Raw genomic sequence first — 22,516 nt, 5'->3', positions numbered from 1 at the left:
CCGGCGTTGACGCCGCCATCGGCCGAGGCATAGCATCTGCCTGCACGGCAATTTCCATGCGCCCGGCCGTGCGGAGGGATTGCCATGAGCACCACTTCTTCGACCTTCGTCGCCACCGACGGCGAGGGCTATGAACGGTTGATGGGCCGCTGGAGCCGCCTCCTCGCGCTGCCTTTTCTCGACTTCACCGGCACTGCGGACGGGGACCGCATCCTCGACGTCGGATGCGGCACCGGACACCTGGCCTTTGCCGTGGCGCGACGCACGGGCGCCGGCGAAGTGCGGGGCGTGGACCTCGCGCAGCCCTATATCGAACATGCCAGGCGCCACAACGAGGATGCGCGCATCGCCTTCGAGGTGGCCGACGCCTGCGCGCTGCCGTACCCCGCGCAGAGCTTCGACCGCGTGCTCTCGCTGCTGGTGCTGCACTTCGTTCCGGAGCCGGGCAAGGCCATTGCCGAGATGCGCCGCGTCGCGAAGCCAGGCGCCGTGGTCGCTGCGGCGGTGTGGGACGTGAGGGGCGGCTGGGTGTCCAACCGCATGTTCTTCGACACCGCCGCCATGCTCGACCCCGAGGCCGGCGCGCGACGCGCCCGCAACTACACGCGGCCCATGACGCGGCCCGGCGAACTGGGCAAGGCGTGGCGCGAGGCCGGATTCAAGGGCGTGGAAGAAACGACGCTCACGATCCGGATGGAGTTCTCGTCGTTCGCGGACTATTGGGGGCCCTACGAAGGCAAGGACGGCCCTGGCGCGGAATACGTCGCCACGCTGGATTCGGATGGGCGCGGGCGGCTGCGCGAGGCTGTGCAGGCGGCCTATCTCGACGGCGAAGCTGATGGCGCGCGTTCGTATGCGGCGCTGGCCTGGGCCGTCAAGGGCAGGGCGCCCGCGTAGTCGATCGCGCCCGCTAGTTCGGCAAGCGCACCCGCTCGTCCGTGTGGTCGCCTGCAGCTGGACTTGGGATCGCCGTGAGCGCTCGCCGCTGCAGGAGGTAGAGCCGGCCGCCGGCGAACGCCCACTCGATGTCGTGGCTCCCGCCGAACACCTCGTCGCAGCGGAGCGCGAGCGCATGAAGCGCGGCGAGCTGTGCATCGCCCAGGCAGAGCACGCGGGCGAGCCCCTCGGAAACCTGTGTGCTGCTTGTGCCGCCTTCCGGGTCGGTGCGTATGGCGACGTCCTTCAGTCCCGCGATTCGCTCGACGACGGCACCGTCACGCCTCAAGCGGAACCGATCCGGGATGACGAGACCGGCCACGACCGACTCCCCGAGCCCCCAGGCCGCCTCGATCACGATCTCGTCCGACCCGTTGACGGGGTTGCGGCTGAAGAGCACACCGGCGCAGTCCGCATCGACGAGCTCCTGTACGACGACGCCCATTCTCGGCTCGCGGGGCAGCCGGAGGCGCTCGCGGTACGCGAACGCTGAAGGCGAGTGCGCCGAGCGCCAGATGGCGGACACGGCGTCAACAAGCTCGGACTCGGAGCGCAGGTTCAGCTGCGTCAGGTGCTGTCCTGCGAAGCTCGCTTGCTCGGAGTCCTCACCCACTGCGGACGAGCGCGCCACGAGCGGGGCGCCGAGCGTGCGAAAGACTGCAGCCAGCCGCTGCTTCGCGTCGCCTTCGTCAGCAGCGACTGCATCCACGAACCCGTACGGAAGCGCGACACCCGCGGGAACGGGCAGGCCCGCACGCGTGGCGGCGGCCAGCTGCGCGGCCTTGCCGCCGAACAGGCTCTCCTCGAGCTCCTCGGTAAGCGCTGCCGGTTTCATGGTCGCCTGCTTCCGTCATGCGACGAGCTCGACCTCGCCCGCGGTGCCATCGACGATGACTCTCGCGCCGTCCAGAAGCACCGAGGTTGCATCGGTGCACCCGACGACGGCTGGCAGCCCGTACTCGCGCGCGACGATCGCGGCGTGCGAGAGCAGCCCGCCCCGGTCGGTCACGATCGCGCCGAGGAGCGGCAGCACGATGTTGAATGCCGTCGTCGTGGAGTTCGTGACGAGGATGTCGCCCCGCTCGATGCGACCAAACTCCTCGGTGCCGCGAATCACCCGTGCGGTGCCCTCGTACAGGCCCGGGCTGACGCCGAGACCGTGAACCTTTCTGTCCTCGGTGCGTGGCTTCGGCGCGGCGAAGATCGCCTGCACGGCTGCACCGATCGCGCGCTCCAGCCTTGCCGCCGCGGGCGGCAGCCACTCGGGCGGCAGCGGATCGCCCGGTTCGCCGCCGAGAAACGCCGGCGCATCCGCGTAGCGCGCCTTGATCCGGTAGCGGGCGCGCTCGGCCAGTTCATCGCCCGATGGGCCGTCGCCGGACTCGACGAGGCTTCGCAGCTCCGCGTAGCCAGCCTCGACGAGATGGCCGGGATCGGCGAGCCGCCCGGCCGTCGTAAGCCGGCGGCCGGCCGCGAGGATCGCGCGCCGCATGATCCCGATCGCCCAGAGGTCGGCGTAAATGCCCCGCTCGTCGCGTAGCCGGTAGGTCGCCCGAGCCTCCTCGAGCAGCGCGTCGAAGGCATCGCGATGCCGAGCGGGCACTGCGTCGCGCAAGTCAGAGGTCTTCCGGTCCAGGTCGTTCGCCGGTGGAGTCTCGAGGCGGTCGAATGCTGTGCGGATCGCTCCGACGATCAGCTCGGGAAGCTCGTGCACCGACGGGTCGCCCACGTCCTCGCCGTTGACCGGCCGCCAGGCGACACGATCGACGTATGCGCAAGCGTGCCGGCCCGTGTCGCCGGACAGCGAGCGAAGCGCGGCGATCACCTCGCCCGGCTCTCCGGCCGACGTGAGCAAGGCCGTGGCCGTCGTATCCAGTCGGAGCGCGCCGATCAGTCGCTCGAGCTCCTCGTCTGCACCGAGCGGGTCCGGGTTCGCGCCCTGGAGGAGACCGAGTAACTGGGCCGGCGAGCGGCCTGTCCACTCTTGCGCGTGCACGAGGAAGTCGCCCACCGGCAGGAGCGCCGGCACGTTGAAGAGGTGATGGATGTACCCGCCATGGATCTGGTTCTCTCGGCAGCGATCGATGTATACGAGGAGCGCAGGCGTGTCGAGCATTGCCGGGTCAACCGCGAGCAGCGCGAGGTGGGCCCGGATTGCCGCGGGCTTCACCTCCCGGTCCCAGCGCTCGAGGTCCTCACGCCAGAGCTTGCGCTCGAACACGGTCGCGCTCGTCTCGAGCCGGCGCTGAATCATTGGGTGACTGCGCGCGAGCTCGTCCCACGCCTCTTTCGGCGGGTGACCGACCGCCTCCCTCGGCGCGCCGACGACGCGTGCGCAGTAGTACGGAAAACCGTTGACGAAGCCCGCCTCCAGGTACTCGAGCAACGATCCGTAGCGGCGGAGGCTCTCGCCGAAGCCGCGCTGGAACGCGTCGGGAAAGATCTCCGCGTGGAAGCGGGTCACTGGCCGCGTCCAGTGAGTCGGGTCGAGGAACCACGATCCCGGACCGGGTGGGGCGAAGGTCTGCTCAGCGACGAGTGTCATCATGATCAATCTCCTTCATGCTTGCCGGATTGCGGCGAAGCTCGTCCGTCAGCACGCGCACGGCCCAGGCGGCGGCCTTGCCGGCCTCCTCGCCCTTGAGGTCCCACTGGTCGCGCATCGCCTGCCAGGCGGGCGCGCTCACGAGCAGGTAGATCACCGCAAGGGCGCGTTGGCGCTCGGCCGGGCCGAGACCGCCGGTGACCTCCCGCATCGCCTTCTCGAACGTCGCCAGTCGCCGGCGCCGCGTGCGCGCCCGAATCTCCTGTCCGCGCTTGGACAGGAGGGCGCGGATCAGCGGCGCTCGCTCGTCGTACATGCGATAGAGCGCAGGCGCCATCTCGCGGACGCCCTCGAGCGTGTCCGGGTAGGAAAGGAGGACGACCCGGAGGTGCTCCTCCGCCCACTCACCGAACGCATCGAAGAGCGCCTCCTTGGTCGGGAAGTGCCGGTAGACGGTACGGACCGACACGCGGGCGCGCACGGCGACAAGCGGAACGGTGACCTCGTTGACCTCCTCGTCCGCCAACACATCTGCCGTCGCCTCCAGTATCCGAAGGCGCGTCTGCTCCATCTGTTCTGCGCGGAGCGGGCTCTCGTACGTGGACGTGGTCGTGCTCATGACGGCAGAATAATCATGTCACGTTATCGTGTCAAGAAAGCATGTTGACATGTCGTGAATTGCCGCACCCATCCACCTGGTCGTCGTCGAAAGGCTCGATCCTCTATTTGCGCGCGTTCGATTTCCTGGCAAAAAGCCGCTCGCACAAGCCGCGCAACCAGCGATTCGCCGGGTCCTGGTTGTAGCGCGCATGCCAGTGCTGCTTGACGGTGAAGGGTGGCACGGGCACCGGGCAATCAAAGACAGCGAGCCCGTTGGTGCGGGCCAGTGTCTCGCCGATCTGGCGGGGCACGGTGGCCACGAGGTCGGTGGTCGACACCATGGCGGCCAGTCCCAGGAAGCCGGGTAGCTCCAGCAAGATGCGTCGTTCGACCCGATGCCGCAATAGCGCTGCCTCCAGCAGTTGAACGCCTGTACCGCCGACGATGCCGATGTGTGCTTCGGCCTTGAAGTCGCGCAAGCCCATGCCTTTTGCGGTGATCCGCGGGTGTCGGGCATTGACCAGGCACACCCAGTCTTGCGGATACAGCACCTGTTGATAGAAGCCTGATTCGAGCCATGGCACCAGTCCGATCGCAAGGTCGGCCTGGCCGGACTGCAGCGCCTGTCCGGTTTCTTCATCGATGCGCGCAGCCTCCAGGCGGATGCCGGGGCCCACGGCGCGGACGTGCGCCAGCAGTTGCGGCAGCAGCGTGATGTGGCTGGCATCCGTCATGCAGATACGGAAGCGCCGCCTTGAGCTCGACGGATCGAACGCTTCCGGTGGCGCGGCCACACGGCGCAGCGCCGCCAGTGCTTCGCGCGCCGGAACGATCAGCTCTTCTGCGCGTGGCGTCGGCTGCATGCCTGCCGCGGTGCGCACGAACAGTTCATCGCCCAGATGCCTGCGCAGCCGGCCCAGCCAGTTGCTCACCGTCGGCTGGCTTTGGCCGAGCTGGTCGGCCGCGCGCGTCACGCTCTGCGTGGTGTAGATCAGGTCGAACAGGCGCAGCAGCTTGAGGCTGAGCAAGCCCGTGCTCGCATCGAGGTTGTCGTCGTCCGCGTTCATTTCAAAACGGAATGTAGACCATTCATCCCATGTCATGGACGAAATGTTCATACAAACCTATCTTCAAGGCATTCCTTCGAGACACCCTTCGAGACATTCCTTCGAGAGACACGTATGAAAATCTACTTCCTCGGCGCAGGCGCCCTCGGCTGTGCCATCGGCGGCACGCTTGCGGCCGGCGGGTCGGACGTCACGCTCATCGATCCGTTCCAGGCGCACGTCGACGCCATCCATCGCGACGGTCTCCTCATGAAGGAGGGCGACTCGGAACGCCGCGTCAAGGTGCGCGCATCGACAAGCGTCGAGGGCTTGGCGCCAGCCGACCTGGTGATCGTGCTGGTCAAGTCCTTCCACACGCGCTCCGCCATCGAAGGTGCGCTGTCGATCATCGGGCCCGACACCGCGCTGATGTCGCTGCAGAACGGCATGGGCCATGAAGAGATCCTGGCCGACGTTGCCGGCCGCGCGCATGTGCTGGCCGGCAAGACCTACGTCGGCGGCGTTCTGCTCGGCCCGGGCCACATCATTGCCGGCACGCGTGGCAAGCGCACGGTGATCGGCGAGCTCGCCGGCAACGTGAGCGAACGCGCCAAGGCCATCGCGGCCGAGTTCGAGCGCGCCGGGCTGCCTTGCGAGGTCAGCGACAACATCATGGGCGTGATGTGGGACAAGCTGCTCATCAACGTCTCGACCGGCGCTCTGAGCGGCATCACGGGCCAGGTGTACGGCAGCCTCTACGCGGTGCCCGAGATCGAGGCGACGGCCATCGCGGCCGTGACCGAGGCGATGACCGTCGCGCAGGCCATCGGCGTGAAGCTGTCGATCAAGGCCCCGCGCGATGCATGGGTGATGGCCGCCGAAGGCCTGCCCTACGAATTCAAGACCTCCATGCTGCAGAGCCTGGAAAAAGGCTCCATCACCGAGATCGATTTCATCAACGGCTCGGTGGTGCGCGCCGGGCTCAAGCACAACGTGCCGACGCCGGTGAACCAGACGCTGGTTGCCGCCATCAAGGGCATCGAACGCCGGCTGGAGGCGAAATGAGCACGCCGCGCGCCTATGTGGAACACGTCGCCATCTGGGTGAAAGACATCCATTGGCACATCAAGTTCTTCCACGACGTCTGCGGCATGACGATGCGCGAAGTACAGGGCACGCTCGAAGAGCCGGTCCAGTACTGGACCCTCGGCGGCATGCAGTTCATGGCCAAGCCGGACTACGCAGGGCCTGAAGGCCGCCTCGGCCATCTTGGCGTGATGTGCGAAGACCTCGAGGCCGCACTCGCCGCCGCACAGGCCTTCGGCGTGACCGAAATGCCGCAGGGCCGCAACTGGCTGCGCCTGCCGGACGGCCTGGCCGTCGAATTCATCCAGGCCAGCGCTGGCGCCGTGGCGCGCGCTCTCGCCATCGATCCACGCGCCTGAAGAACCGTCACCCGACATACATAGAGAGAGACACGCACCATGACCACCTTGACCATCGAAGACAAGTACTGGGACGACGCCGTCGTCGGCCAGGAATGCATCAGCCCGCCCTACGAGGTGACAGAGGCCCGCGTGATGGCGTATGCCGACCTCACCGGCGACCACACCCCCGTTCACACCGACGAAGCCTATGCGCGCACCACGCCGTTCGGCACCCGCGTGGCGCACGGACTGTTCGGCCTCTCGGTGGCCGACGGGCTCAAGACGAAGAGCGACATGCGCTTCATGCCGGGCATGTCCCTCGGCTGGGAATGGAGCTTCGTCGGCCCCATCAAGCTCGGCGATACGGTGCGCGTGAAATTCCACGTCGGCAGCAAGCGCGAATCGAAGAGCAAGCCGGGCTGGGGCATCCTCGTGTTGCCGTCCGAACTCATCAACCAGCGCGACGAGGTCGTGCAAAAGGGCGAGCACCGCGTGATGGTGCCGAGGAAGCCGGGATGAGCGCCGCGCCACAACAAGCGCTGCCGCTGGCCGGCTTTCGCGTCATCGACTACAGCCACTTTCTGGCCGGGCCCTATGTCGGGCGCTGCCTCGCCGCGCTCGGTGCGGAGGTCATCAAGGTCGAGCGCCCCGGCACGGGCGATGCCGGGCGTCAGCATGCGTGGTTCGTCGGCGACCACAGCGGCTACTTCCTGCAGCAGAACATGGGCAAGAAAGGGCTCAGCGTGAACACGAAAGATCCGCGCGGGCGGGCGTTGATGAAGAAGCTGGTCGACAGTGCCGACGTGTTCGTCGAGAACTACCGCCCCGGCGCGCTCGACAAGCTCGGCCTGGGCTATGCCGAACTCGCCGAAACCAATCCCGGCCTGGTCTACTGCTCGATCTCGGCCTACGGCCACACCGGCCCCGACTCGCACCGCGCCGGCTTCGGCCTCATCGCCGAAGCCAAGAGCGGCATCATGCAGATGGTCGGCAACCCTGGCGAGGCGCCGCCGCTGCTGCGCATCTCGCTTGGCGACATGTACACCGGCATCCATGCGGTCGCCGCGATCAATGCCGCGCTGCTGGGACGCGTGAAATCCGGCCGCGGGCAGCACATCGACATGGCGCTGTACGACACGCTGGTGTCGATGCACGAGTACGCGGTGCAGTGCTACACGCTTTCCAACGGACAGGAAGTGCCGGTGCAGACCGGGCACGACATGCCCAATTCCACGCTCTACGGCGTGTTCCGCGCGCAGGATGGTGACCTCGTGATCGCCGCGCAGGTGGACGACGCATGGAAGCGCTTTGCTGCGCTGGTCGAAAAGAATGGCGGCCCTGCGGGGTTCGGCAACGACACGCGGCTGCACGCTTCCGCCGGGCGCAATGCCCATCGCGCGGAGATCCTCGAAGTGGTGAAGCCGTGGGTTGCGGCGCAGCCGGTCGCCCAGGTGCTGAAGCTGCTGGACGGCATTGATGTGCCTGCGGCCAAGGTTCAACGCATTGACGAAGTGCTGGCCGATCCGCAGATCCGTGCGCGCGGCATGGTGGTCGAGCAGGACCACCCGGTGCTCGGCAAGATCCGCCTGCCGAACCTCCCCTTCCGCATGTCGGGGTGCGACACCTCGATCACGCAGGTAGCGCCCGAACTGGGCGAGCACAACGCGGAAATTGCAGCCAGCCTCGGTTTCGACGCGGCACAGATTGCCGACATGCAGGCCGATGGCGTGCTCTACAGCAAGTAAGGAGACAGTGATGACCGACAAGTACGCCGTGATCGGCAATCCGATAGGCCACACCAAGTCGCCGATGATCCACGGCAGCTTCGCCGAAGCGACCGGCCAGGACATCGACTACCGGGCGATCGAGGGCTCGCTCGACCGCTTCGCCGACGACGTGCACGCATTTCGCAAGGCAGGCGGGCGAGGAATGAACGTCACCGCTCCCTTCAAGCTGCAGGCCTACGCGCTGGCCACCGAACGGCTCGAACGCGCCGAACTCGCCGGCGCCACCAATGCGCTCAAGTTCGAGGGCGACCGCATCATTGCCGACAACTTCGACGGCGTGGGCCTGACCAATGACATCCAGCGCAACCTGGGCTTCCCGCTCAAGGGTGCGCGCATGCTGGTGATCGGCGCTGGCGGTGCGGTGCGTGGTGCGCTGCTGCCCTTTCTCGCGCAACAACCGAACGTAGTCGTATTGGCGAACCGCACAGAGGCAAAGGCCATCGACCTTGCAAAGCAGTTCGCCGGGCACGGCCACGTGCAAGGCTGCGGCTACGGCGATCTGGCAGGAGAGCGATTCGACATCGTCATCAACGGCACCTCGGCCAGCCTCAAGGGCGAACTGCCACCCCTGCCCGCCGAGACGCTTCAGGGTGCGAAGCTGGCCTACGAGCTCGCCTATGGCAAGGGTCTTACGCCCTTCCTGCGCCTGGCGCAGCACGCCGGCGTGCCGAAGCTGGCCGACGGCGTCGGCATGCTCGTGGAACAGGCCGCGGAAGCTTTCTTGTGGTGGCGCGGCGTGCGGCCCGATACGTGCGGCGTCATCGACCGAATGACCATCCCCTTGGTCTGACGCAACGCAGGCACCCCCATGAAGATCCTCATGCTGCACGGCATCAACCACAACATGTTCGGCAAGCGCGACCCGAAGCAATACGGCACGGTGACGCTGGCCGAGATCGATGCCCGATTGCAAGCACTCGGCAAGGAACTGGGCACGGAGATCCAGAGCTTCCAGACCAACAACGAAGGCGAGATGTGCGAGCGCATCCACCGCGGCTTCGCCGAGGGGGTGGACGCGGTGCTCATCAACGCCGGCGCATGGACGCACTACAGCTACGGCATCCGCGACGCGCTGGCGATCCTTACGGTACCGGTCGTCGAACTGCACATGTCGAACATCCATGCGCGCGAGAAATTCCGCCACCACTCGGTGTTCGCGGAGATTGTGAAAGGACAGATTTGCGGATTTGGCGTCGACAGCTACCTGCTCGGTCTGCGTGCCGCGGTATCGGCCGCCGCGCAGACGCAATGATGTTCGCGCGTGCCTACTTTGCCAGGAGTGACGCAATCGCCGGCCCGGCTTGACCGACTGTGGCACCCAGTGCATCGGCATGACCATTGGGACTGTTCAACTCGACATACTCTGCCGGGGTGCCTTGCGCCTTGAGGACCTCTACTGCGCGTTTTGACAAGAGCGGCGGAAAGATCTGATCCGAGCTGATACCCACGAACAGCGACTTGGCCTTGATGCGGTCTGGTTTGGCGCTGGGCAACTGCAAGGCCTTCAGCGTGTACAGCCAACTGTTGGCGTCCATGCCCTTGGCACGCGCTTCGCCGATCTTCTCGAGGGTGGCATCGACTGCAAATTGATTCGCAGTCGCTTCGCCGGGGTTTTTGCCCGGGTCGGCCCACTTCTGACCGAAAGCCTTGTCGGCCCAAGCGAAGCTGAGCGCGTCGAGTGTGACCTGCCGCATGGCCTGCGTCATGCCTGCCAGCGGCTCGGCCTTGCCGTGGTAGTCGCCGTTGGCCCAGTTCGGGTCCAGCCTCACGGCCGCGCCCCACGAGCTCATCTTGGCGATGGCGTAGGCCGGGCTGTCGACGCCAGGTCCCACGACGGACAACAGGCGCTGCACGCGGTCCGGGTAGGCCGAGGCCCATTCCACCGACATCCAGGCGCCAGCCGAAGCGCCAGCCACGGCGTAGATGGTTCGAATGCCCAACGAATCGAGCAGGGCCTTCTGCACCTCCACCGTGTCCCGCGCAGCCAGCACCGGGAAGCGCATGCCATACGGTTTGCCGGTGGCGGCGTCGATGCTGGCTGGGCCGGTGCTGACGACGGTGGCCGATGCGCGATTGGGGTTGGCCAACGCGTCGGTCGCGATGACGAAGAACCGCTCGGTGTCGATCGGCAGGCCGGCGCCGATGATCGTGTCCCAGTAACCCGGCGCGGCGTCGCTCGCCGCATACCGGCCGGCGGCGTGCGAGGTGCCGGTGATGAAGTGATTGATGAGGATCACGTTGTCTCGCGCAGCATTCAGACGGCCATAGGTTTCATAGCCGATGCGCACTCCCTTGACGACCTGGCCGTTCACGGTCGTGTAGGCGGGCAGGGTGAACACCTGCTTTTCCACGATGCCGTCGAAGGCCTGTGCGTTCGTCGTGACCATGGCTGCACAGACGGCGGCCGCGGCGCAAAGCAGCGTGTTTGAAAGAGAAGATCGTTGCACGGGGACTCCTGGGTGGTGAGGTCCGCACTTTCGGCGGCCGCTGCCAGGAGCGCATCTGGTTTGGCGCCCAAACGCCCGGCCGAGGGTGCCAACGGTCGTGAGGCGGCATCGAGCGGTTGCCGTTCGGTCAACCAAACCGACGGCTTGAGGACAAATTCGCCCCCAAGGGCCCTTGATCAGTAGCGGCATGGCGTGCCAACCTCTACAGTTCCGCGATGCAGCCAACTTCCGCCAGTGATCAGCGTTGATTCATCCATTCCGGCCCGCTGGCTTGGCGCAGCGCGGCTGACAGCCGGCTCGTTCCTGCTGTGCGCACTCGCGGCCGGGCTGCTCTTCTGGGCCGCTCCTGGGCTCGGGACGCTGGCTCGCCTGTTCGTCTTCATCGAATGTGTCGGCATGGTGTTCATCGCGTGTATCGCGGTGCTTGGCCGCTCAAGACCGCTGCTGCGAATGCGGCCGCTGCCCCGTTGGCTTCTCACCGGCGCGATCGCCATCCCGACGGGGTACTTCGGCGGTCACCTGGTCGCGCTCCTGATCCTGGACGAACCGATCAGCCGCGTTGTGGGTCATGGAAGCGACTACATGGTGGCGTTCGCATTCGGTCTGGTGCTGGCCGCGTTCGTCCTTTACGCCGCTGCGACGCGTGACCAGCTTGCCAAAGAGGCGATGGCTCGATCCGAAGCCCAGCGCCTCGCCACCGAATCGGAATTGCGGCTGCTGCGCGCGCAACTCGAGCCCCACATGTTGTTCAACACGCTGGCGAATCTGCGCTCGCTCGTCGACGAAGACCCGCGACAGGCCGAGCGCATGATCGACCAGCTGATCGTCTACCTGCGCAGCACGCATGCAGCGTCACGCGACGAAGTGACGACGCTGCAGTCGGAGTTCTCCCAGCTGAGGGCGTACCTCGACATCATGTCCTTGCGCATGGGTCCCAGGCTGGCCTACCGGCTCGAATTGCCCGCCGAACTGGAGCGAATCGCCGTCCCGCCGATGCTGCTGCAGCCGCTGGTCGAGAATGCCATCAAGCACGGCCTGGAACCGAAGTTGGGCGCAGGAAGCATCGAAGTGCTGGCACGGTCGATCGAAGGGGGCATTGAAGTCGCGGTAGACGATTCCGGTCTGGGATTGTCGCCGCACCAGCCCGCTTCGAGTGGCGACGATGCCGGCGAGGTTTGCGGCTCCGGACTGGAGAATGTGCGTGATCGCCTCCAGACCCTCTATGGCCTGCGTGCGTCCCTGACTCTGCAAGCTCGATCCCCGTGCGGCGTTCGCGCGGTCGTGAGGATTCCATCGTGAACGCGTTGCGCGCCGTGATTGCCGAAGATGAACCGGTGCTGTCGAGAACACTGCAGCGGTTGTTGCTCGAAGCCTGGCCCGAGCTGAAGATCGCGGGCGTCGCCGACGACGGTCTGAGGGCGATCGAACTGGCCCAGACCCTGGCGCCCGATGTGATGTTCCTGGACATCAAGATGCCGGGCAAAACAGGCCTGGAGGTCGCCGAGGCCGTCGCTGACGAGTGGCCCGACGATCAGGCCGAGCCGCTCTTCGTCTTCATCACCGCGTACGACAATTTCGCGATCTCGGCATTCGAGCATGCGGCGATGGACTACATGCTCAAGCCGGCGACGCTCGAACGCTTGCAGGTCTGCGTGCAACGCCTGAAGCAAAGGCTGCACGAGCGCGCCCGGACACCGGCTGCCGGTGGCATGGCGGCCCTGATGCAGCGCGTTCAGTCGATCACGGATGCGGCCGACGCGCCTGAGAAGATCAAGGTCATCCGCGCCGGCGTTGGCAATACCGTGCGGATGATCCCGGTCTCGGAGGTGATCTGTCTGGAAGCCGCCGAGAAGTACGTCAATGTCGTCACGGCCCATGGCGAGGCGCTGGTACGCATGAGCCTGCGTGATCTGGTGTCGCGGATCGACGCCGCCGACTTCACGCAGGTGCATCGCGGCGTGCTCGTCAACACCCACTGCATCGTGAGCGCCACCCGCGAAGAGAACGGGCGCTACAGCCTGTCCGTGCGGGGCCTCCAGCGATCGCTCAACGTCAGCCGTGCGTTCGGGCATCTGTTCCGCGCCATGTAGCGACAGCAGACTGGCTGGGCAAAATACATGCACAAACCCATATCCAAATCACTTGCCACGAGGAGCAATTTCCAATGCTGACGCAGACACTGAAAGACGGGAATGATTCATTTGAGGTCTCAGTGCGCAAAACCGCCACAGGTTCTTCGGTCGTTCTTTTTTCAGTTGGATCGGGCGGTCAGCCGGAGCGACTCTCTACGCTTCTGGACGCCTTGACTGAATCTGGTTGCACGGTTGTTGCACCACATTTCGAGCGCCTTGCTTCGACTACCCCCACAGAGGAGGAACTGACCCTCCGGGCAAGACGACTCACCCTTGCACTGGACGCATTCGTTGAGCCCTCCGCAAGAGCAATAGGCGTGGGGCATTCGATTGGTGCGGCTACCCTTGTCGCTATGGCCGGGGGACAAATGTGGTTGGGGCCAGGTCGGCGCGTCAGCATCGCACCGGACCGTCGCTTGGCTCGTCTCGCCCTTTTGGCACCACCAACCGGTTTTTTTCAAGCTCCGGCCGCACTCGATGCCGTGCGAATTCCGGTTTTGGCGTGGGTGGGGTCGGCCGACAGCATCACCCCGCCGGCCCAAACAGAATGGCTTGCACGTGCCATGCACGATTGGAATGTTGTGGATGTCCGCATCACCGAAGGGGCTGGCCATTTCTCGTTCATGGACGTTCCACCGCCGCACACCACGGAGCCACTTCCCAACAAGCAAGCGTTTCTGCGAGAGTATTCGAGCGAGATTTGCAAGTTCGTGGGGGCCGCCTAAAGAGCGAATTGCGACACGTAGTGTGCGCATCGCTGTGGTCTACGACGCTCCGTCGAGCACAAGTTTGGCATCAGTGCCTTGCTGACTCGAGGACGGCAATGGGCCCGAAGCAGAAGTTGGCAGCGCTCGATAGCCGCCGTTCAACCGTTCAACCCCCGCATAGTCGCGCAAAATGGCATCGGGTGCTTGCCGACATGTCGTCTGTAGAAGGAGCCTCAATTGGACTAGAAGCGCGAACTGGCGACAGCCCACCTCGCCAAGCAGAAGATTTCCGAGGAGGACGTTGATGGCGTCTGGGAGCACACACTGCCCGAAGTGGCAGCGTCCGAGGACCAATGGGCTATGGTCTCGACCCGCAGCTCCGAGAGTTTTTGCTTCACGCTGAGGATGGCGCGCCTTCAAGAACTACATCGTGTCCACCAACGACATCGCGATGCTTGTTGCCCGTTCCCACACCGAGACACCCGGCTAAGTGCTGTGGTTCGCAGGGGGGCTCATTGAACCTGTCCTGGCTTCAATGAGTGGTTTCTGGCGATGGTCGACTACCTCCGCCTCAACCCAGCGCCTCATTGAAAAACACTCCCACTAGCCGTACGACTGTTCGCCGACTGGCGTAGTCTGGCCTGCGGTTTTCAGAGCAATTAAGTCGAGTCGGCCAAGCTCAACGGGGCACGAGCCGCACGCGTACCTCAGCGACATTCTTGAGCGGCTGCCTACTCACCCGGCCGGTCGAGTCGGAGAGTTGCTGCCGCAGCGCTGCCCAGCCAACCGCAGTGCGCTGATCGACCGTCGTCAAGACGGGATCACCGCGCGCTTACGCCGCACTTTTACGGCGTCTCTCTCGAATGCAGGGTTAGCTCTCAGCTCACTTGACCAGAACCGCATCGAAACTATCTCCAGCACGAACGCGCTCTAAACGGGGGTATAGATCATGGTGCCCTACATTGCCCAGCCATTGCTCAACCTCAGCCTTGGCGAACGCGTAGTGCTGCGTTAGTTGTTCGTCGCTGCCATGATTGAACTGACTAACCGACTTGAGGCCTCGAACTGCAGCTATTTCTTGCCGTATCCGCGCTTCCTTCGGAAGCGTGTACTGTGGCCGAAAATCAACTTGCATGGCGACGCCTTCGTTGAACCAGATTGGAATCTCAGCGAACAGACCCCAAGAGCCGACCCGTTCGCGTAGTTCTTGATGCATGAGTTCGTGTGCCACAACATCGACAGTTTGACCTTTCGGGCCAATGATGACGCAGGCGTTTCCGATTGAGCCTGCGCTGCCGTAATTGTTTACTTTCAAAGGCCAAAAGGTTTGCGAATCTCGAAAGAACGCGACGACAGGCCTCGAGCGCGGAGTGCCAAAGGTCTTTTCTATTCGTACTCTGGCTTGCGATTGGAGATCGAGAAAGATGGCACGTTCCAACTCAGAACTGCCCGGTTCGACGAGTGTTCCATCAGCAAGAGGTTCAAGCGCCATCGATTTAATGAACAGACACGTTACCTCGCTAGGGAAGGTATAGGCGACATATAGGATCGTTGCGATAGCAAGACCAAGTGCGGCCGCCAAAGCAGCGAGCATCTTTTGTTTGAGCGCGTACATATGTGTGACGTCGTTGAGAGCTAACACGTACCACCAGCCCGGGCCTGGTGTGCTGCCGTTGGGCCCCGCCTAGATTGAAGGGTTAGGCCTCAACGCCGCTGCGCTCGGCGAAGCGCGAGGCGACAAACTGACCAGCGCAGTACGACAGCACGCCGAGAGGCCCGTACATGAACGTGACGGGAAGGCCCAACAATAGGGGCCAGCGAGCGTGCTGATGCGAGAGGGCGTGGTCCACGAGCCATCTTCCCACCATCAGATCAAAGGCCAAGAAATGGATCCAACCGGTGAGCATCTTTCCGGGCACAGAGAACAACTTCAGCACTGCAGCGAGGGACGAGAATCCGCCGTCCGGCACAGGCCCCCAGTGCGCAACAAGCAGATAAACGTAGAGGATGCATAGACCCACGGGCACAACGCGACCTGAAATGAGCAAAAGCCGCGTCCTGGCCAACCCAGGTGCTACTGCAGCCGCTACACCCAATCCAAGCCATGCGCTGATACTGGCAATCCCGGCCAATGAAAAAGCCACTTCAGACATTAGCGACGCTCCTGCACACCAAGTCCGAGACAACCACACCTTGGCTTCCGACGCACATCGCACGCCCTCCGTGCTCGGATGCGTACGCCTGTGCATCGGACTCGGTGGAGAACCATAGATTAAGGTTCGCCCAGCCCTTCTCTATGACTGCAAAGTGTTCCAATTCTGACGAATGCACGAGATCAAGAGCGGGCCTGTAGATCTCCCAACTGGAATAGCCAGCTTCAAGAGCAAGCGTTCTGAGAAGGTGCTTTCGACGCAGTGTGGTGCGGTTGCGGAACAGCTCAGGCAGATTGTTGATTGGAACGACGGCTGCGGCAATTACGCGACGAAGAACCGGCAAAGATGTAGAAAGGGAATTGGACTGCGCGGCGCGATGCAGACGCCGAGCCTCCCGTAAAACAAGATCAACTGAGCGTGTTTGCGCGACGCGAGCGCCCTTAGTGGGCACGGATAAATACATACCAGCTCCGGTAGCAAGTGGCCATTCTCGCTTTTGGCCACGGAGGGGTATGCAAGCGAAGAGCTTGCGATTCAGGTGCTTGCGCTTTCGCGAGTAGGGCGACCTTACCGCCCCGGCACAGCATTCTACCCACGAAGGGCTCCCGAATTTCGGTGAGATTGGATTGAGGCCTCCGTATATCGCAAGAGGCTGCCGCAAGTGGGTGTGGAGGCCCAACCCTGCAGACGCACTCATCCCTTGATCCCGATCAATGTAAGCGTGCGGCGAAGTCCCACCTTGACGCCAAGTCACATTCGGCGGGAAGCCAGTTGGGCAGGCAAGAGGGCCATCAGCCTGTTGAGGGCGTTGGATGATGGAGTGGCTCCTCCTACGGCCCCTCCGCTGCCGATCAGAAATCCTCCTGGAATAATCCGGCCTGGCGGATTCAACCCCCCGGCGCCGCCTCCCGGAATCTATCCAAAGCCCTGAACGCATGCACGCAGATCGCGCGGAGAAACTGGTACTCGCCCGAAAGGCATACACGGACGGTCTGCTTTATCTGGCCTTTGATCTCTATCAAGCGCTGGCTGATGAAGGGCATGTTGAAAGCCAAGTGTATGTTGCTTGGATGCTGACGCAAGGGATCGGCTGTCAGAAAGATGAAAGTCGAGCCGCTGTTTACTACGAACGAGCGGCAGCTAATGGGCATCCATTGGGCTGCTTTTATTTCGGTCGCTGGTTGACGAGAGCAGGCGACCATGCGAAGGCCTATCGCTTCTACGCGATGGGTGCAGAAAGGCGACATCTGCCATCGATGTTTCGTGTTGGCTATTCATTAGCCCATGGCAAAGGTGTTTCAGTCGACCTGCGTCGCTCCTACGCGGTCTTGACAGAGGCTGCGATGCACGGTCACGCCTTTGCATTGCGAGAACTGGGTCTTCAAGACCTGCGCGGCAGACGAGGTATTGTTTGGCAGCCTCTCGGTCTCGTAGAGATTCTTGCCGCCGTCTGCTGGGGTTATATCGTCTCCATGGTGAATGACGATTCAGATTTTCTGATCTCCTAAGTGTTCATTCCCGATCAATCGCCGCCGCGCCATCCACAGGTTCGACTGCGCGAACAGCGGGACCATTTGCGCCGTGTTCTTCGCCAGCCCCGATAGCGCAGTTTGGTGAAGCCGAACTGCTGCTTGATCACACGGAACGGGTGCTCGACCTTGGTTCGGATGCTGGAGCACCCTGAGGTTGTTGCGAAGGTCTGTTCTTGGCCGACTGTAGCCGGTTGACGGCCGGGCAAATGGCCCAAAGCGAACACCGGCAAACGATTTAGCTAGTCACTGAACGGCAGCATAATTTCTGAGCTTTGAACGTCGATGGTCACGACGCCCTCGTAGAAAAAGGGGGCGTCCATCCCATTAGTCCAAATTAATAGCCTTCGGGCACGAATAGTCCCCAATAGGAGTCCAACGCGTCTTGGCACAGACGCCGCTGCCTTTTTTTCCTGATGCGACCGACGAGAACAAGCGCAACGCATTCTGCCTGCCTGTCATCCAGAGACTCTAGGAGCCTGGACTCTTCCTCCTTGAACACATTGCCGAGGTTCAGGTGCATCTCAATGAAATGCTCAGAGAGGAAATCCTCGTTGCCCCCCGCGATGTACAACAGCAACGAAGGGAACACGCACTGGTACGCTTCGCTCTTCAGCTGGGAAATGCTCTGCCAAGCGTCAATATGCACTTTGAGCAGGGCCGGCCAATCGATCTCTGTCCAGAGCTTGCCGCCCAGGTGGTCGTTGATATGCGCGATCCCCTCGCCGTCGAAGCCGATCGAGGCGCTTTCGGCAAAACAATCGGGAGGAAGTCTATCCTCGGGAAAGGCTTCCAATATCCTGCCGCGCAGGTACGGCTCATCCAAGTCTTTGTAGGTCATGGAGTGCCTGCGCAGTTCTTGTATGCATTCCAGACATTGCCGGCTTGCTCTCTGTGGTTGTAATCGCCGCCCGAGAAGCACTGGTTCATCATTTCCTCGCGCGCACGGGCGCACTGCCCGAAAGCCTGCCTTCGTGCTGAAAGCTGGGACGGACTCATGCCCGACTTGCAGGCGCCCAGCGCATCGGCCTGCCCGCATTTCTGCTTGTAGTCATCATGCAACTTGTCATAGTTGTCGGGTGAGCAGTTTCCACCATAGCCGGGGCTTGTCCGGCTGATGGCGTTCTTGTGTGCCTGACTCAGGGTATCTGCCTTGGGGTCGATCGGCACGCCCCAGGGGTCTGTTTTCGCCGCCGTGTTGCTTTGCGGTGGCGTGTCCCCCGAGAGGCCCAGCGCGACCGCCCCGAGCACAAGCACCGTTCCGACACCTGCGCCAATGGCGCATCCCGGTGCGGCCCCCACCCCGCCGAACCAGACGCCTGCGCCAGCCCCGATGGCGCAGCCCGCGGGATTCAATCCGAGGGGATCGATCCATTCCAGCGGGTTGGCCGCGTACTGGTGCAGATTGAGGCCACCCTGCAGCCCGATCGGGTCCTGGGTGACATAGGTCCCCAAGCCCGGGTCGTAGTAGCGATGGCGGTTGTAGTGCAGCCCCGTTTCCACGTCGTGATGCTGTCCGGGCAATCTGATCGACTGGTCGATGCCGTGAGGGTTGTATTCCTCTTGCAGGTTGCCCCAGGGGTCGCATCGCGCCATCCACACAGGCTCTGCGCGCTCGTTGGTCAGTGCCTGTGGCGTACCCAGCGGATCGCAGTGGTAGTGGCGCACGGTGATCGACGAGGAGAGGGCGCCCCCAGACAGTGCCTGCAAGCGGTTTGCCATGTCCTGGCGGATGTTCGGTTGCAGGCCTCTGAATGCGTCTTCCAACGCTTGCTGCACCTGCGGATTCGCGGCCTGTGCCGCGAGCGCGGACAGTGCGTTCTTCTGCGCGGTGCCCTCGATACTCAGTTGCACCAGAGGCGTGAAGCTGCCTGGCTCGTACACCGTGTGCGTAACCTGCTTCTGCCGGCCCGAGCGCCAGTGCTCGGTGCGCACCAGCCGATCTCCATCCCATCCATGGCAGGTACGGCTTTCCCGGATCTCCGCCAGAGGGTGGGCCTGTTCTTTCACGATCTTGCTCACTCGCCGGCCATGGGCGTCGTAGGCATAGTTGCACACGAGGCTTGCGGTTTGGTCGAACACCTGCACTTCGACGAGTTGATTGGCGCCGTCGTAATGCATGAGCAACCTGTGCCCGTCCCTGCGGCTGGCCTCTGTTCGGTTGCCTCGGCTGTCGTAACGATACAGCGTGTCGTCGCTGCTACCGATACGGTTGTCGTGCCAGCATGTCACTCCTTTCAACGATGGCGACAGCGGTTGCGGCGCTTCGCGTGGACCCAGCACATCAAAATCTCTTCCGTGCCATTGGCTGCGAACCTGTGCGGCCCAGTGGTCACCGTCCTGTTCGGGGACCGACGACGAGAACTGCGAGATGCGTCCGGGAGAGGATGGCAGGCGGTTGCCCGCTGGGTCGAAATGCCAGCGCTGCTCACCGTCGGCCGTTCGAGCGCCGATCAGGCGCCCCGGAGTGTCATAGCGATAGTGCCTGCCGCCTCCATGGGTCTCGACGGCGGCGAGCTGTCCTCCGGCGTCGTAGCGGTAGTGGGACTGGGCAAGCTGTTCGACCAAGTGTGACGGTGCGCCGCCCTCCAAAGCATTCCACCGGTCCAGCCCCGCAACGTCCACGTCCTCCAGGCGTCCCAGCGCGTCCCATCGGCGCCGGGTGACGAGCACCTCTGCGCTCGCGGGGAGGATCTGTTGCCGCCGGACCTCGCGGTGCAGTGCATCGCGTTCGATGTCCAGCAAGCCCTGGCCGTTGTAGAGCAGCCCGTGCAGGTGGCCGGAGCCGTACATCAGGTAGTCCACCTGCCCCAGGTCCTGCAGCTCGCTGGCCTGGCGATTGCCCAGGGCATCGAGTCGGTGGGAGATGGTGTGCTCGAACTCGATATCGGGCGGGGTTGGAGAGGCAGCGCCGCCAGGCTCGCCGAGCTTGTAGAGGCGTTGGGTTTCGGCGGTCGGGCGTCCCAGCGCGTCGCGCTCGGTCAGGGCTTCAGTGTGCAGTTGCTGCAGTTGCCCCGGACCGAGCAGGTAGCTTCGTGCAGCGATCAGTTGGCCGGCCGGGTTCCATTGCAGCCGCTCGACGCGCGCCGGACTGTGCTCCGTGGCCGGCACGTGGATTTCGGCCAGCCGGCTCATGGCATCCCAGGCATAGCGGGTACTCAGGCTGCCCGAGGCCGTGCCGTCCGTGGCCTCGATGAGCTGGCCGGCGGCGTCGTAGCGGTAGGTCTGCAGCCGGCCGTCGAAGCCTTCTTCGCTGACCTGCCTGTCCATCGCATCCCAGGCGAAGTGCGCATGGGCGCCGTTCTCGTTGGTCAAGCGAACCATGCGTCCGGCCAGGTCGTAGACAAAGTGCAGCGCAAGCCCCCGGTTCCAGCGCTGGGTGATACGGCCCCAGAGGTCGTAGGCGAAGCCGATGCCGGGAGTGGGGCCCGCATCGCCCGGCGCCAGCACTTGCACCACGCGCCCGGCCGTGTCGCGGCGATAGCGTGTCACGCTGCCGTCAGGCTGATGCAGGGCGCTGAGCTTGCCGGCCATGTCGTAGTCGTAGCGCACGCTTTGCCCCAGCGCATCCGTGTGCCTGATCCGCTGTCCCCAGCGGTCGTATTGCGCTTCGCTGGCGTGACCCGAGCAATCGGTGTGGCGCACCAACTGGCCGGCATGGTTCCATGCCAGTTGCTGGACACCTCCCCTGGCATCGACGACGCGCACGGGGAGGTCGCAGCTCATCGGCGCATCTTCGGGCGCCGGGTACTCGTTGCGCTCGGTGCTGCCATCGGCCAGGACAATGCCCGTCATGCGGCCGAAGGCATCGTAGGCAAAACGCGTGACTCCGCCGGCAGCATCGCTCACCGAGATCAACCGCCCTGTGGCGAGGTCGTGGCTGTAGCTCCACAGCGTGCCGTCCGGCTGTTGTTTGCCCAGCAGGCGGCCCTCGCCGTCGTAGCGCAGCCGAGTGGTGCGTCCGAGGGGGTCGACGGCCTCCGCCATGCGACCTGCCGTGTCGTAGGCGTAGCGCACCCTGGTGCCGTCCGCGCGCACGTGTTCGACCAGGCGCGACAGCCCCGCCTCGCCTTCGAAGCGGTAGATGTCGACACGCTGCAGACTGTCGGTCACCTGGGTCGTCTTGTCTTTGGGCGACACGCCGTACTCGAACCGGTAGGTCAGCCCTTCCTCGTTGGCGTGCTCGACCACCCGCGCACCGGGCGCCAGGCTCTCGTAGCGATAGCTGTGGCGCGGCCCGCCCAGGTGGCGGTGCGCCGTCATCAGGTGGGCCTGCCAGGCGAATTCGCGCACGAGCCGGCCGGCGCGGTCGTGCACGGTGACAAGGTCTCCCGTGTCCGAGTAACCGTAGCGCACGAGCGCGATCGGCTCGCTGGCGCCCGGCGCCCAGGGATCGCTGACGAGGTCGACGCCCGTCAGCCGCCAGCCGCTGTCGGCCTGCCAGAGGCCCTGCGCGGCCCGGGCGGCGTGCAGCTGCCGCAGGTTCAGCCGGTAGCGGCGGCCCACGCCGTCGACGATGCCCACGACCCGGCCCCAAGCGTCGCGCTCATAGCGCTGGCGCCGGCCGAACCGATCGAACATGCACTGCAGCGCGTAAGGCATGCCGGGGGGGGCTGCTGGGTCCCGCGTCTGTTCGGAAGGCGTTGCTCCCGGCCCCAGCACCCAGAACGTTCCGGCCGCTCCATCGGTGGCCATGATGCATTGCGGGTCGCCGGCCAGATTGCGTGGGATGTGGCGAAAGCGTTCCAATTGGCCCCAAGTTGCATCCGGCCCGCCGCGCAGCAGCCAGATGTCCTCGCTCGGGCTGTAGATCGAGCCGCCTTCGGGCAGCGGGTCGAAGGTGATGGCCCGCCCCATGGCTGTGAACAGGATGCAGGCCTCGTCCCTCAGTTCGATGCGCATCTCGGCAGGCAGGCTCCAGCCATAGCCCAGCAGGCTGCACGGCGCACCGTGCTCCAGGTTCACGTAGCTGCTGTACTGGCGCTGCCAGACCAGCGGCATTGCCCCGGGCAAGGCGAAATCGAGCTCCGGCTCCCCCATCAACACCTTGGCGCCCTGCGACGGACTGACCGGATTGCCCACCGTGACTCCGCCCGGGCATTCCGAGCATGCAACGCCGCCCTGGCTGCCGATCAGCACCGTGCGCGAGCCGCTGACGATCTTGCTTCCGGACACGCTGTCCGTGATCCGCGCTGCTGGTTTGCCGC

Annotated in this window: 21 protein-coding genes and 2 pseudogenes; 13 read left to right on the top strand and 10 right to left on the bottom strand. The window is 64.3% G+C overall.

What is annotated here, in order from left to right; translation table 11 throughout:
- Window positions 1-84: 84 nt before the first annotated feature.
- A complete protein-coding gene (locus tag ACJ7Z0_RS00115; protein WP_434788105.1) occupies window positions 85-897 on the top strand; it encodes a class I SAM-dependent methyltransferase in 813 nt (270 codons plus the stop codon).
- Window positions 898-910: 13 nt separating this feature from the next.
- On the opposite strand, the gene ACJ7Z0_RS00110 is transcribed toward ACJ7Z0_RS00115, so the two are convergent.
- The 4 genes from ACJ7Z0_RS00110 to ACJ7Z0_RS00095 form a co-directional block, all read right to left on the bottom strand.
- Window positions 911-1,771 carry a PEP/pyruvate-binding domain-containing protein gene (locus tag ACJ7Z0_RS00110; RefSeq protein WP_434788104.1) on the bottom strand — a complete coding sequence of 287 codons (861 nt, stop codon included), beginning with the start codon at window positions 1,769-1,771 and terminating at the stop codon, window positions 911-913.
- A 15-nt stretch (window positions 1,772-1,786) separates the two neighbouring features.
- Entirely contained in the window at window positions 1,787-3,484 is a 1,698-nt protein-coding gene (locus tag ACJ7Z0_RS00105) for a PEP-utilizing enzyme (protein ID WP_434788103.1), read from the bottom strand.
- The gene (locus ACJ7Z0_RS00100; protein ID WP_434788102.1) at window positions 3,465-4,100 is read right to left on the bottom strand and encodes a TetR/AcrR family transcriptional regulator; all 636 of its coding nucleotides are present in this window, start codon (window positions 4,098-4,100) and stop codon (window positions 3,465-3,467) included. The genes ACJ7Z0_RS00105 and ACJ7Z0_RS00100 overlap by 20 nt, the downstream gene beginning before the upstream one ends.
- A 103-nt stretch (window positions 4,101-4,203) precedes the next feature.
- Window positions 4,204-5,148, bottom strand: a complete 945-nt coding sequence (locus ACJ7Z0_RS00095; RefSeq protein WP_434788101.1) for a LysR family transcriptional regulator — start codon at window positions 5,146-5,148, stop codon at window positions 4,204-4,206.
- 114 nt (window positions 5,149-5,262) lie between these two features.
- Between ACJ7Z0_RS00095 and ACJ7Z0_RS00090 the strand changes: the two genes are divergently transcribed.
- Genes ACJ7Z0_RS00090 through aroQ form a run of 6 tightly spaced genes read left to right on the top strand, consistent with a single transcriptional unit; the run spans window position 5,263 to window position 9,593 of the window.
- Window positions 5,263-6,192, top strand: a complete 930-nt coding sequence (locus ACJ7Z0_RS00090) for a ketopantoate reductase family protein (protein WP_434788100.1) — start codon at window positions 5,263-5,265, stop codon at window positions 6,190-6,192.
- Window positions 6,189-6,572, top strand: coding sequence for a VOC family protein (locus ACJ7Z0_RS00085; protein WP_093082719.1), 384 nt, complete (start codon window positions 6,189-6,191; stop codon window positions 6,570-6,572). The genes ACJ7Z0_RS00090 and ACJ7Z0_RS00085 overlap by 4 nt, the downstream gene beginning before the upstream one ends.
- A gap of 39 nt (window positions 6,573-6,611) precedes the next feature.
- Window positions 6,612-7,073, top strand: a complete 462-nt coding sequence (locus tag ACJ7Z0_RS00080) for a MaoC family dehydratase (protein ID WP_434788099.1) — start codon at window positions 6,612-6,614, stop codon at window positions 7,071-7,073.
- Complete coding sequence (locus ACJ7Z0_RS00075; protein ID WP_434788098.1) at window positions 7,070-8,299, top strand: CaiB/BaiF CoA transferase family protein; 1,230 nt, start codon at window positions 7,070-7,072, stop codon at window positions 8,297-8,299. Before ACJ7Z0_RS00080 ends, ACJ7Z0_RS00075 begins: the two co-directional genes overlap by 4 nt.
- A gap of 10 nt (window positions 8,300-8,309) precedes the next feature.
- Window positions 8,310-9,131, top strand: coding sequence for a shikimate dehydrogenase (gene aroE / locus ACJ7Z0_RS00070; RefSeq protein ID WP_434788097.1), 822 nt, complete (start codon window positions 8,310-8,312; stop codon window positions 9,129-9,131).
- 18 nt (window positions 9,132-9,149) lie between these two features.
- Entirely contained in the window at window positions 9,150-9,593 is a 444-nt protein-coding gene (gene aroQ / locus ACJ7Z0_RS00065; RefSeq protein WP_434788096.1) for a type II 3-dehydroquinate dehydratase, read from the top strand.
- A gap of 13 nt (window positions 9,594-9,606) precedes the next feature.
- Here the strand turns inward: aroQ and ACJ7Z0_RS00060 are convergent, their stop codons facing one another.
- Window positions 9,607-10,788, bottom strand: a complete 1,182-nt coding sequence (locus tag ACJ7Z0_RS00060; protein ID WP_434788095.1) for an alpha/beta fold hydrolase — start codon at window positions 10,786-10,788, stop codon at window positions 9,607-9,609.
- A 234-nt stretch (window positions 10,789-11,022) separates the two neighbouring features.
- Between ACJ7Z0_RS00060 and ACJ7Z0_RS00055 the strand changes: the two genes are divergently transcribed.
- The 4 genes and pseudogenes from ACJ7Z0_RS00055 to ACJ7Z0_RS00040 all read left to right on the top strand — a co-directional run.
- Window positions 11,023-12,087 carry a sensor histidine kinase gene (locus ACJ7Z0_RS00055; protein WP_434788094.1) on the top strand — a complete coding sequence of 355 codons (1,065 nt, stop codon included), beginning with the start codon at window positions 11,023-11,025 and terminating at the stop codon, window positions 12,085-12,087.
- On the top strand, window positions 12,084-12,878 hold the full coding sequence (locus ACJ7Z0_RS00050; protein ID WP_434788093.1) for a LytR/AlgR family response regulator transcription factor: 795 nt from the start codon (window positions 12,084-12,086) through the stop codon (window positions 12,876-12,878). The genes ACJ7Z0_RS00055 and ACJ7Z0_RS00050 overlap by 4 nt, the downstream gene beginning before the upstream one ends.
- A gap of 74 nt (window positions 12,879-12,952) precedes the next feature.
- A complete protein-coding gene (locus tag ACJ7Z0_RS00045) occupies window positions 12,953-13,645 on the top strand; it encodes an alpha/beta hydrolase (protein WP_434788092.1) in 693 nt (230 codons plus the stop codon).
- Window positions 13,646-14,290: 645 nt separating this feature from the next.
- A pseudogene (locus ACJ7Z0_RS00040) lies at window positions 14,291-14,396 on the top strand (transposase domain-containing protein); the annotation flags it as partial.
- A 114-nt stretch (window positions 14,397-14,510) separates the two neighbouring features.
- On the opposite strand, the gene ACJ7Z0_RS00035 reads toward ACJ7Z0_RS00040, so the two are convergent.
- A complete protein-coding gene (locus ACJ7Z0_RS00035) occupies window positions 14,511-15,242 on the bottom strand; it encodes a hypothetical protein (protein ID WP_434788091.1) in 732 nt (243 codons plus the stop codon).
- 82 nt (window positions 15,243-15,324) lie between these two features.
- Window positions 15,325-15,780, bottom strand: coding sequence for an ABA4-like family protein (locus ACJ7Z0_RS00030; RefSeq protein ID WP_434788090.1), 456 nt, complete (start codon window positions 15,778-15,780; stop codon window positions 15,325-15,327).
- Between the two features lie 172 nt (window positions 15,781-15,952).
- On the opposite strand from ACJ7Z0_RS00030, the gene ACJ7Z0_RS00025 reads away from it, so the two are divergent.
- Together ACJ7Z0_RS00025 and ACJ7Z0_RS00020 are read left to right on the top strand one after the other, a co-directional pair.
- On the top strand, window positions 15,953-16,180 hold the full coding sequence (locus ACJ7Z0_RS00025; protein ID WP_434788089.1) for a hypothetical protein: 228 nt from the start codon (window positions 15,953-15,955) through the stop codon (window positions 16,178-16,180).
- A 535-nt stretch (window positions 16,181-16,715) separates the two neighbouring features.
- On the top strand, window positions 16,716-17,288 hold the full coding sequence (locus tag ACJ7Z0_RS00020) for a tetratricopeptide repeat protein (protein WP_434788088.1): 573 nt from the start codon (window positions 16,716-16,718) through the stop codon (window positions 17,286-17,288).
- Here the strand turns inward: ACJ7Z0_RS00020 and ACJ7Z0_RS00015 are convergent.
- The 3 genes and pseudogenes from ACJ7Z0_RS00015 to ACJ7Z0_RS00005 all read right to left on the bottom strand — a co-directional run bounded on the left by ACJ7Z0_RS00015 (window position 17,268) and on the right by ACJ7Z0_RS00005 (window position 22,391).
- Window positions 17,268-17,536 (bottom strand): annotated as a pseudogene (locus ACJ7Z0_RS00015) (transposase). The gene ACJ7Z0_RS00020 and the pseudogene ACJ7Z0_RS00015 overlap by 21 nt on opposite strands.
- Window positions 17,537-17,646: 110 nt before the next feature.
- Window positions 17,647-18,150, bottom strand: coding sequence for a hypothetical protein (locus tag ACJ7Z0_RS00010; RefSeq protein ID WP_434788087.1), 504 nt, complete (start codon window positions 18,148-18,150; stop codon window positions 17,647-17,649).
- Entirely contained in the window at window positions 18,147-22,391 is a 4,245-nt protein-coding gene (locus tag ACJ7Z0_RS00005; RefSeq protein WP_434788086.1) for an RHS repeat-associated core domain-containing protein, read from the bottom strand. Before ACJ7Z0_RS00005 ends, ACJ7Z0_RS00010 begins: the two co-directional genes overlap by 4 nt.
- Window positions 22,392-22,516 lie beyond the last annotated feature (125 nt).

The sequence above is a fragment of the Variovorax palleresanus genome (assembly GCF_051144945.1).
GTDB lineage: Bacteria > Pseudomonadota > Gammaproteobacteria > Burkholderiales > Burkholderiaceae_C > Variovorax > Variovorax paradoxus_S.
This window is presented reverse-complemented; position numbering and strand designations above follow the sequence as displayed.

Excerpts from the sequence above, each read along its gene's own strand:
- aroQ (WP_434788096.1), top strand. The coding sequence starts at position 9,150 with ATGAAGATCCTCATGCTGCACGGCATCAACCACAACATGTTCGGCAAG.
- aroE (WP_434788097.1), top strand. The coding sequence starts at position 8,310 with ATGACCGACAAGTACGCCGTGATCGGCAATCCGATAGGCCACACCAAG.
- ACJ7Z0_RS00105 (WP_434788103.1), bottom strand. The coding sequence starts at position 3,484 with ATGATGACACTCGTCGCTGAGCAGACCTTCGCCCCACCCGGTCCGGGA.
- ACJ7Z0_RS00095 (WP_434788101.1), bottom strand. The coding sequence starts at position 5,148 with ATGAACGCGGACGACGACAACCTCGATGCGAGCACGGGCTTGCTCAGC.
- ACJ7Z0_RS00100 (WP_434788102.1), bottom strand. The coding sequence starts at position 4,100 with ATGAGCACGACCACGTCCACGTACGAGAGCCCGCTCCGCGCAGAACAG.
- ACJ7Z0_RS00035 (WP_434788091.1), bottom strand. The coding sequence starts at position 15,242 with ATGTACGCGCTCAAACAAAAGATGCTCGCTGCTTTGGCGGCCGCACTT.
- ACJ7Z0_RS00075 (WP_434788098.1), top strand. The coding sequence starts at position 7,070 with ATGAGCGCCGCGCCACAACAAGCGCTGCCGCTGGCCGGCTTTCGCGTC.
- ACJ7Z0_RS00080 (WP_434788099.1), top strand. The coding sequence starts at position 6,612 with ATGACCACCTTGACCATCGAAGACAAGTACTGGGACGACGCCGTCGTC.
- ACJ7Z0_RS00020 (WP_434788088.1), top strand. The coding sequence starts at position 16,716 with ATGCACGCAGATCGCGCGGAGAAACTGGTACTCGCCCGAAAGGCATAC.
- ACJ7Z0_RS00030 (WP_434788090.1), bottom strand. The coding sequence starts at position 15,780 with ATGTCTGAAGTGGCTTTTTCATTGGCCGGGATTGCCAGTATCAGCGCA.
- ACJ7Z0_RS00085 (WP_093082719.1), top strand. The coding sequence starts at position 6,189 with ATGAGCACGCCGCGCGCCTATGTGGAACACGTCGCCATCTGGGTGAAA.
- ACJ7Z0_RS00090 (WP_434788100.1), top strand. The coding sequence starts at position 5,263 with ATGAAAATCTACTTCCTCGGCGCAGGCGCCCTCGGCTGTGCCATCGGC.
- ACJ7Z0_RS00045 (WP_434788092.1), top strand. The coding sequence starts at position 12,953 with ATGCTGACGCAGACACTGAAAGACGGGAATGATTCATTTGAGGTCTCA.
- ACJ7Z0_RS00115 (WP_434788105.1), top strand. The coding sequence starts at position 85 with ATGAGCACCACTTCTTCGACCTTCGTCGCCACCGACGGCGAGGGCTAT.
- ACJ7Z0_RS00110 (WP_434788104.1), bottom strand. The coding sequence starts at position 1,771 with ATGAAACCGGCAGCGCTTACCGAGGAGCTCGAGGAGAGCCTGTTCGGC.
- ACJ7Z0_RS00025 (WP_434788089.1), top strand. The coding sequence starts at position 15,953 with ATGCACGAGATCAAGAGCGGGCCTGTAGATCTCCCAACTGGAATAGCC.
- ACJ7Z0_RS00010 (WP_434788087.1), bottom strand. The coding sequence starts at position 18,150 with ATGACCTACAAAGACTTGGATGAGCCGTACCTGCGCGGCAGGATATTG.